Here is a 257-nt window from a genome sequence, read left to right as displayed (position 1 = left end):
GGAAATTTCGCGCTATATTGGAGTCATCAAAGCCTAAAAACCGTATTCGATGACCGGGTCGTCTGTCTTCGGCAATTCAGCACCATTCGTGATGCCTATGATGACCTGATCGATGCCTCGCGCCTGCTGCGCAACAAGCAGATCGAGCCCGCCCGGGCCAGGGACAAGATCGAGCGCGATCTCTCGAAGCTCCACACCGAGTGGTCGGCCTACCTGGCGACCTACCTGACTCCGGAGGAGGATGTCCTCGCCAAGGA

General features: G+C 57.6%; 1 protein-coding gene. It reads left to right on the top strand.

Annotated elements, in window-relative coordinates; all coding sequences use genetic code 11:
* Positions 1-257 (top strand): MCP four helix bundle domain-containing protein (locus KZZ07_RS27120; protein ID WP_219520100.1); only part of this gene is annotated, 257 nt, incomplete at both ends.

Origin of the sequence: Mameliella sp. CS4 (assembly GCF_019392335.1) — a bacterium.
Lineage (GTDB): Bacteria > Pseudomonadota > Alphaproteobacteria > Rhodobacterales > Rhodobacteraceae > Antarctobacter.
The sequence above is the reverse complement of the archived record's forward strand: the minus strand, read 5'-3'. Positions and strand labels throughout refer to the sequence as shown.